General features: G+C 38.6%; 7 protein-coding genes. 5 read left to right on the top strand and 2 right to left on the bottom strand.

From position 1 onward, the window contains the following. Both I2E21_RS06085 and I2E21_RS06080 read right to left on the bottom strand, forming a co-directional pair. Positions 1-444 (bottom strand): hypothetical protein (locus tag I2E21_RS06085; RefSeq protein WP_195410721.1); only part of this gene is annotated, 444 nt, incomplete at its 3' end. 96 nt (positions 445-540) lie between these two features. Then, a complete protein-coding gene (locus I2E21_RS06080) occupies positions 541-1014 on the bottom strand; it encodes a hypothetical protein (RefSeq protein ID WP_195410720.1) in 474 nt (157 codons plus the stop codon). Positions 1015-1579: 565 nt separating this feature from the next. Here I2E21_RS06080 and glgB point away from each other — a divergent pair. The 5 genes from glgB (at position 1580) to I2E21_RS06055 (ending at position 8971) form a co-directional block, all read left to right on the top strand. Then, positions 1580-3556 (top strand): 1,4-alpha-glucan branching protein GlgB, encoded by a 1977-nt coding sequence (gene glgB, locus I2E21_RS06075; protein ID WP_186935277.1) that lies wholly within the window; start codon positions 1580-1582, stop codon positions 3554-3556. 71 nt (positions 3557-3627) lie between these two features. Beyond that, positions 3628-4839, top strand: a complete 1212-nt coding sequence (locus I2E21_RS06070) for a glucose-1-phosphate adenylyltransferase (protein ID WP_178586305.1) — start codon at positions 3628-3630, stop codon at positions 4837-4839. Then, positions 4829-5938, top strand: a complete 1110-nt coding sequence (gene glgD / locus I2E21_RS06065) for a glucose-1-phosphate adenylyltransferase subunit GlgD (protein ID WP_195410719.1) — start codon at positions 4829-4831, stop codon at positions 5936-5938. The genes I2E21_RS06070 and glgD overlap by 11 nt, the downstream gene beginning before the upstream one ends. A gap of 15 nt (positions 5939-5953) precedes the next feature. Continuing rightward, a complete protein-coding gene (gene glgA, locus I2E21_RS06060) occupies positions 5954-7381 on the top strand; it encodes a glycogen synthase GlgA (RefSeq protein WP_117705502.1) in 1428 nt (475 codons plus the stop codon). Between the two features lie 666 nt (positions 7382-8047). After that, positions 8048-8971 (top strand): S1 RNA-binding domain-containing protein, encoded by a 924-nt coding sequence (locus tag I2E21_RS06055; protein ID WP_195410718.1) that lies wholly within the window; start codon positions 8048-8050, stop codon positions 8969-8971. Positions 8972-8997: the final 26 nt, after the last annotated feature.

The raw sequence follows: 8997 nt of genomic DNA, 5'->3' as shown, positions 1-8997 counted from the left end.
TTTGAATACATCAATTATTGCATTTCCTATTTCTTCCGCCGTAGCATTGGCAGGCAAGTTTATTGACTTTATGCAGCCATTATATCCGCCCTTCTTTTCTCTGCATTTTTTAGTTGAATAAATTTCATAACTTCCGTCTTCAAACAATTTTACATATGCTAAAAAATTATGTTTCCAAAAGGTTATATAACCCTTATACTTAGAGCCATTTTTCCAGAATTGTTTAGGTTTTCCTACATACAACGGACTATTTTCAACGGCTTTTATTCTTGAAAGAACTTTGTTGCCTAATTTATCTACTAAATCATCTTCTGTTTCACTTACTATTGTTACTTCATCAGCATGCGTTTTATAGCCACCAACATGTTCAACCAATGTCGTTATTAAAAACCTTCCTTCACCTTTAAATACTGATGCCGTCCATGGATATGATTGTACACTCATCTTTCTTCCTCCTCTGTTTTTCCATTGATTATCAAATGGTACCTTACCACCCCTGACATAAGAATCAGAGGTGGTTTTGTCTAAATAATAATTTTATCATGGAGGAAAATCAAAATCTGATACTCGCCAAACATTATCATCATCTAATTTCCAATATACTGTAGACGAAAATTTGCCCCCCGTCTCATGATCTTCGTTTTCTTTTATATAATAGCCTTCTGCTGTATATAATGATTTTGCTGTAATTCCTGATAAAATTAATGTAATAGGAGTTGTATGATAAGCTTTAACTATACGAATATTATTTCTTTCGTTTTTCTCAATTCCAAGTAAATAATTCATACTGCTATAAATGTTTTCCGGTACTATATCCTGATATTTACTTTTCGAGTAATCACCGCAATTATCGTAAGACTCCTGTACTATATCATAAGTTAGTTTACTAAGATAATTTGAAATTTTTATCTGATTATATATATATACTCCGATTATAATAATTGCAATTATACCTACAATTGTACCTATAATTTTTATATTTTTTTTATTTTTTTTATTTTTTTTATTTATCATTCTTCATCTCCTCATCCTAATTTTATTGTGTGTGCAATTGTACTAAAACAAATTCGTATCACCTCACCACTATTTATTCAATTAGCAATAAACAGAATTGTTTATTATTGCTGTTTTATTGTCTATTGTTGTATTAATATACTATAAAAAATAATATTTGTAAATACCTTTTTTCAATATATTTACTTCCGAAAATCTATGCACATTTTTATAGTTATGTACAACTCACAAAACATATAAAATAAATTTGATTTTTACATTTTAATAAAATTAACTTGATTTATTTATAAAAAAATTATTTTTATGTAAAATTATGTTCCTTATGGGAATTTAGAGAGGTTATTTATAAAATTTACACGAAAATATTGTGTAAAAATTTTCAAATTTGCTTGAAAACAACATATTTATTTGGTATTATATATTATAGGAATATAGTAGTAGTTTTAATTGGTATTCTTATACAAGAAGTTTTTATAATTAACAGTGATTATCAAACAATCCGCATTATTCGGAATGGTTGACTGTCGATTGGGTAATTCGGTAGTCATAATAAGGAGTTGAATATATGAAGTATGTCTTTAATGATGAGCGTTCTCCGCTGCGACTGTTTTCTGACGGTGACGCTGTTCGTGCTTACGACTTTCTCGGCGCTCATTTTATAAATTTAGACGGCAGAAACGGTGTAATTTTCAGAGTATGGGCGCCAAACGCAATTACAGTTTCTCTTGTCGGTGATTTTAACAATTGGAATCAAAAAGCTAATTATATGTATAAAATCGGCGGCGGTGTATGGGAACTGTTCATTGAAAATCTCAATGAATTTGCCGTATATAAATTCTGTATAGAAACCGTTGACCACACAAACATTTTAAAATCGGATCCGTTTGCTTTTCATTGTCAGACAAGACCCGAAAATGCCTCTATGGTATTTAATACAAATCAATATGTATGGCATGACAGCTATTGGATGGAAAATCGTCAGAATACATCTTCACCCGACAAGCCGATGAATATATATGAAATTCACGCAGGCTCGTGGAAAAAATATCCTGACGGCAATTACTTTAACTATCAAAAAATGGCAGATGAGCTTATTCCTTATTTAAAGGAAATGAACTACACACATGTTCAGCTTATGCCGCTTATGGAATATCCGTATGACCCAAGCTGGGGCTATCAGACAACAGGATACTTTGCCGCAACCTCTCGTTACGGTACGCCTTGTGACCTTATGGCTCTCATTGACCGCTGTCATATGGAGGGAATCGGTGTTATTATGGAAATTGTACCGTCAAACTTTCCTAAGGACGATTACGGACTTTATAAATTTGACGGCACCTGCCTTTATGAGGACAACAATCCTAAAAAAGGTCAGCGTGACAGTTGGGGCACTTGCCTCTTTAATTTCCAGCGCTATGAGGTAATCAGCTTTTTGATTTCGGCTGTAATGTTCTGGTTCGACAAATACCACATTGACGGTATGCGAATAGGTGCGGTTTCTTCTATGCTTTACCTTGACTACGGCAAAAAGGACGGCGAATGGGTACCTAACCGCTTTGGCGGTAACGAAAACCTTGAGGCAATCGACTTTATCAAGCGTTTGAACAAGGCAGTACATATGTATCACCCGTCGGCTCTTACATTTGCCGAGGAAAACACTTCGTGGCCAAAACTTACCCTGCCTATTGAGGAGGGCGGACTCGGATTTGACTACAAATGGAATATGGGTTGGATGAACGATACTCTCCACTATATGTCGCTTGACCCATTGTGGCGACCGTTTAACCACGATAACCTTACATTCAGCTTTTTCTATGCTTTTTCAGAGAGATTCATTCTTCCTATTTCTCACGATGAAGTCGCTCACGGCAAAGGCTCGCTTATCAGCAAAATGCCGGGTGACTATGACAGCAAGTTTGCAGGCGTAAGAACATTTATTACATATATGTACGCTCATCCCGGTAAAAAGCTTGTATTTATGGGCTGCGAAATAGGACAGTTTGATGAATGGGATTCCGACTCCGGTATTCAGTGGGATCTTCTTAAGTTTGAAAAACATAATGCTCTATATACATTCTTTAAAGCAATAAATAAATTTTATATTGAACATAAGCCGCTTTATGAGCTTGACAATACTCCGAAAGGCTTTGAATGGATACACCGTAACGACTACACTCAAAGTGTTATTGCTTTCAGAAGAACCGACTCGGACGGCAACGAAATCATTGCAGTCTGCAATTTTCAGCCGACCGTTCACGAAAACTATATGATAGGTGTTCCCCGCTTTGGCGAATATGAGGAAATATTTAATTCCGACTTAACCGAATTTGGCGGAACAGGTGTATCAAATACAGGCACTCTTACCACGGTGCCGATGAAAATTCACGGTTACAAGCAGGGACTTTCACTTACCCTGCCGCCGCTCGGTGTAATTTATCTTAAATGTACAAAGGAACTTGAAAATCCCGAAGGCAACACCGAAAAGCCGAGAAAAACCGTTGTTCTTAATTCCGAAACCGTAAAGGCAGAGGAATTAAAATAAATATACTTATAATTGTAGGACAGTATGCTCACACTCTGCCCTACTCTTAAATAATCTCTGGAGGTAGAAAAATGTTCCCTAAGAAGGAAGTAGTTGCAATGCTTCTTGCCGGCGGACAAGGTTCCCGTCTTGGCGTTTTAACAAGAAAAATTGCAAAACCTGCCGTTCCATTCGGCGGAAAATATCGAATTATTGACTTTCCACTATCAAACTGCGTAAATTCAGGCATCGAAGCTGTTGGTATTCTCACACAGTATCAGCCGCTTGTTCTTAACGAATACATAGGCAACGGTCAGCCATGGGACCTTGACGGTATGCACTCGGGTGTAAACTGCCTAAGTCCGTATCAGGCTGTTGACGGTGCAGATTGGTACTCAGGTACTGCAAACGCAATTTTCCAGAATATTAACTACATTGACCGCTATGACCCCGAATATGTTGTTGTTTTGTCAGGCGACCATATCTACAAAATGGACTACAACAAAATGCTTGAATACCACAAAGAAAAGAATGCGGCTTGTACTATAGCTGTTATAGATGTACCTCTTGAAGAGGCGTCAAGATTCGGTATTCTCAACACACACGAGGACGGCGAAATTTACGAATTTGATGAAAAGCCCGAAAAGCCAAAAAGCACACACGCATCAATGGGTATCTACATTTTCAGCTACAAAGAGTTAAGAAAATACCTCATTGAAGATGACGAAAACAAAAACTCAAGCCATGACTTTGGTAAAGATGTTCTTCCCGCAATGCTCAACGCAGGCGAGCGTATGTTTGCATATCCGTTTGAGGGTTATTGGAAAGATGTCGGAACAATCGACAGTCTTTGGGAAGCTAATATGGATCTTCTCGACCCTAATGTTACACTTGACTTAAAGGATATTTATTCAAGAAATCCAATGATGCCGCCACACTTTGTATCTAATGACGCAGTTATTCAGAATTCACTTGTTGCAGACGGCTGTAATGTTTACGGTAATCTTGAGTTTTCTATTCTTTTCTCGGGCGTTACTATCGGAAAAGGCGCTACAATCAACTCTTCTATCATTATGCCGGGTGCGGTAATTGAAGAGGGTGCAACAGTTCAGTTTGCAATTATTGCAGAAAATACAGTTGTTCGCAAGAATGCGGTAGTAGGCGCAAAACCTGAGGACTGTGCTAACAGAGATGACTGGGGCATTGCCGTAGTTGGCGAGAACTCTATAATTGACGAGGGCGCAGTTGTAAAGCCAAAGGAAATGATTGACAGATGCACGGAGGTAAAAGCAAATGAGATGTAATAATGTTTTGGGACTTATTTTTGCAGGCACTCTTGACGAAAAAATGCCTGACCTCACCTCTTCACGCACAATGGCAAGCGTTCCGATCGGGGGCAAATACAGAATAATTGACTTTGTTCTTTCTAATATGTCAAATTCAGGTATCAACAATGTAGGCGTAGTTGCCACAAAGAACTATCTTTCTCTTGCCGATCACCTCGGCTCGGGTTCTGCTTATGACCTTTCAAAGAGAAGAAGTCAGCTTACATTGCTCACACCTTACAACGGCAGTTCTTTCTCAAGCTATCCCGAAACCATTTATAATATGCACGGATACATTGAAAACAGCCGTGAGGAATATGTATTGCTCTCACCGGGCAATATTATTTCTAATTTTGACTGCACAGACCTTTTTGGTTTTCACACCAAAAAGAATGCAGACATTACAGTAATTTACAACAAAATGGTTGTACCGTCAGGCTACGACCGTCCTATGACAATCAGCGTTGACGATAACGGCAGAGTAAACAGACTTTTCCTCAATCCGCAAAAGACAGATACTGTTGAAAATGTAGTATTCGGCGCAATACTCCTGAAAAAAGATCTCCTTATGCAGGAAATAAATCAGGCTCTCGCCGTAAATCAGAAAGACATTAAAAATATTATTCAGGCTGCCGTCGGCAAATACAATGTTTACGGCTTTGAAGATAAAGGTTATACAGCGGCAATTACTTCTAATCAGGATTACTTCAATTTCAATATGGATTTAATCAAAAAAGAAGTAAGAGATGCTCTCTTTAACCCACAGCGTCCGATTTACACAAAGGTTAGAGATGACGCTCCGTCACGCTACGGTCTTACAAGCAGTGTCAAAAATTCAATTATTGCTCAAGGCTGTGTAATCAACGGTGAGGTTGAGAACTGTGTTATTTCTAAGGGTGTATATATCGGCGAGGGTGCTAAAGTAAGCAACTCAATAATTATGCAAGATACAAAAATCGGTTGCAATACCAACCTGAATTATGTTATCATAGATAAGGATGTTAAAATTCAGGATGGTCGTTCACTTATGGGATATGACTCCTATCCTGTATATATAACAAAAAAATCTGTAGTTTAATGGAGGTAAAATCAAATGAGAATTTTATATTGCGCATCTGAAGCAAATCCGTTTTGCGGTAGCGGCGGACTTGCAGATGTTGCAGGAAGTCTGCCACACACACTTTGCAGAAAGGGTCAGGACTGCAGAATTGTAGTTCCGCTTTACGGCACAATTCCGCAGGAGCTTAGAAATTCACTAAATTTCATTACAAACTTTACCGTACCTGTTGCATGGCGTCATCAGTATTGCGGACTTTTCTGGGCAAGATGGCACGACTGTACATATTATTTCATTGACAATGAATACTATTTCAAGCGTGGTACACTTTACGGTCACTATGACGATGCCGAGAGATTTGCATTTTTCTCAAGAGCAATTCTCGAAATGCTCCCATACATTGACTTCCATCCTGATATGATTCACTGTAATGACTGGCAGACTGCACTTGTACCTGTTTACTACTATCTGTTCTATTCACACAGACCATGGTATCACAATATCAAGAGCCTGTTTACAATTCACAATATTCAGTATCAGGGTGAATACGGCTGGGAAGTTAATACAGAATGTGTAGGTATTCCTGCCAATGAAACAAAAATTCTTGAGATGAACGGCAAACTCAATATGATGAAGGGCGCTATTGAAACAGCAACAAGAGTTTCAACAGTATCTCCAAGCTATGCGGCTGAAATTAAAGACCCATGGTTCAGCTGGGGACTTCACGACGAACTTAACCTCCGTCACTATAAACTTTGCGGTATTAAAAATGGTATTGATACCGAAAGCTATAATCCTGAAACAGACTATCAGATCTATCGTAACTACTCTAAGGACGATATGAGCGGCAAGGGTGAGTGTAAGAGAGCACTTCAGGAGCGTCTTTGCCTTGAACAGCGCTGGGATGTACCAATGGTTGGTATGGTAACAAGACTTGTAGGTCATAAGGGACTTGACCTTGTAAGAATGGGACTTGAAGAGCTTATGAATACCGAGAATATGCAGTTTGTAATTCTCGGCTCGGGTGATAAGGAATACGAGGACTACTTTAACTATATGCAGGCAAAATATCCGGGCAGACTTTGCTTCTGTCACGGTTTTGTACCTGAACTTGCAAGAAAGATTTATTCAGGTGCTGATATATTCCTTATGCCGTCTGCTCAGGAGCCATGCGGCCTTGCACAGATGATTGCTCTCCGTTACGGTACAATTCCTGTTGTTCGTGAAGTTGGCGGACTTAAAGACTCTGTATTTGACAGTGCAGACAACTACGGTAACGGCTTTACATTCAAGAACTACGATACGGCAGATATGGTAAATGCCGTAAGAAGAGCTTTGTGGGGTATTCATGATGACGCAGGCTGGCATCAGCTTATGTGGCGTGCAATGATGAGCGACAACAGTTGGGATCGTTCGGCTAACGACTACATCAATGTATATAACGATACTCTTAATTGGGCATAATTTTTAAATTTAAACCTTTTCCCTCTCTGAAAAATCAGAGAGGGATTTTTTTCTTTATCAAACATTGGGGTAAATTATGGTTTAGCAGAGTGTCGGTCGGGCATTGAAATTTAGCTAACGCTAAATTATCCTCCCAAAAAAGTTTACTCAATTTTTTCAAAAATTGCGGGTATGGGCAGCGCCCATAACATCTTCCGATATAACAATTTATCAGGCGCAAACAGCCACGCTGTTTGCGTGCTAAAACTAAGTTTGTTAAAACAGGCGACAGCATATTATAAAAGAAATGATTAACTTTTCATTATATATCTAATGGCTTTCTTGTTGCTATCGCATTTAAGGGCTTTTGCCGTTGTGTTCAAGCCGCCGAACTGCAAGCTGTTTGGCTATCGTTAGATTGCGTAAACGGAAAGTATTTGTGGGCTTTGCCCACACCCACAACCTTTGAAAAGGTTGACCAAACTTTTATAATCGTGACTGATAATTTAATCTTGCTCAAATTTTATTGCCCGATTAATATTCTGTAAAATTTTCTTTCGGTTATATTTTTTATTGCAAAATCATACTAATATTTGTAACCAAATATGCTTACTGAAAAGTCAGCCATACGCTGACATTGCGACAAACAGAAATCAGTAGCGCAATAAAATTAACGGAGGCTGTAAAATGTCAGAATATTTACCCGAAGGAAAACTCATTTTAACACAGGATAATATCAACACGCTCCACAGCTTTTCTTTATTAAGTGATGCAAAAAAGGAAGGAAAAATTCTTGAGGCAAGGGCCTGCGTTTGTGATGCAGAACATAATCTTATTGTTGACCTCGGCATAATGAAAGGAATTATCCCCCGTGAAGAAGGTGCAATCGGTATTCGTGAAGGTACGGTGCGTGATATTGCGGTAATTTCAAGAGTAAACCGCCCTGTATGTTTTATCATCACCGACTTTGCCGTTGATGAAAACGGAGAACGCTTTGCAGTTCTTTCAAGAGAAAAGGCACAACAACGCTGTATGAAAAATTACATTTCTCACCTTGTCTGCGGCGATATAATTGATGCTCGTATCACCCACCTCGAAAACTTCGGTGCATTTGCCGATATTGGGTGCGGAATTGTGGCTCTTATGCCGATCGATACAATTTCCGTATCACGAATAGAACATCCACGGGAAAGATTCACGGTCGGAATGGACATCAGGGCTGTAATAAAATCCATCGAAAACGGCAGAATAAGCCTAAGCCATAAGGAACTTCTCGGCACTTGGGAAGAAAACGCAAACAGCTTTTGTGCAGGCGAAACCGTTGCGGGAATTGTACGCAGTGTAGAAAACTACGGTGCGTTTGTAGAACTTGCCCCTAACCTTGCAGGACTTGCAGAAAGTAAGGACGGCGTAAAAGCAGGTCAGCAGGCAAGCGTTTACATAAAAAGCATCATTCCCGAAAAAATGAAAATTAAAATCATCATCATTGACACTTTTGATTACAAATACAATCCGCAAAAACCTAAGTATTACTTCAACGGCAATCATATTGACAGATTCTTATATTCCCCCGAGGGTTGCAGTAAACTTGTGGAAACGGTATTTAATTGAATTTATAACCATATCACAGCAGACTG

This window comes from Ruminococcus sp. BSD2780120874_150323_B10, from assembly GCF_015553695.1.
Lineage (GTDB): Bacteria > Bacillota > Clostridia > Oscillospirales > Acutalibacteraceae > Ruminococcoides > Ruminococcoides intestinale_A.
Note: the sequence above shows the minus strand (reverse complement) of the source record. Positions and strands in the feature narration are given on the sequence as shown.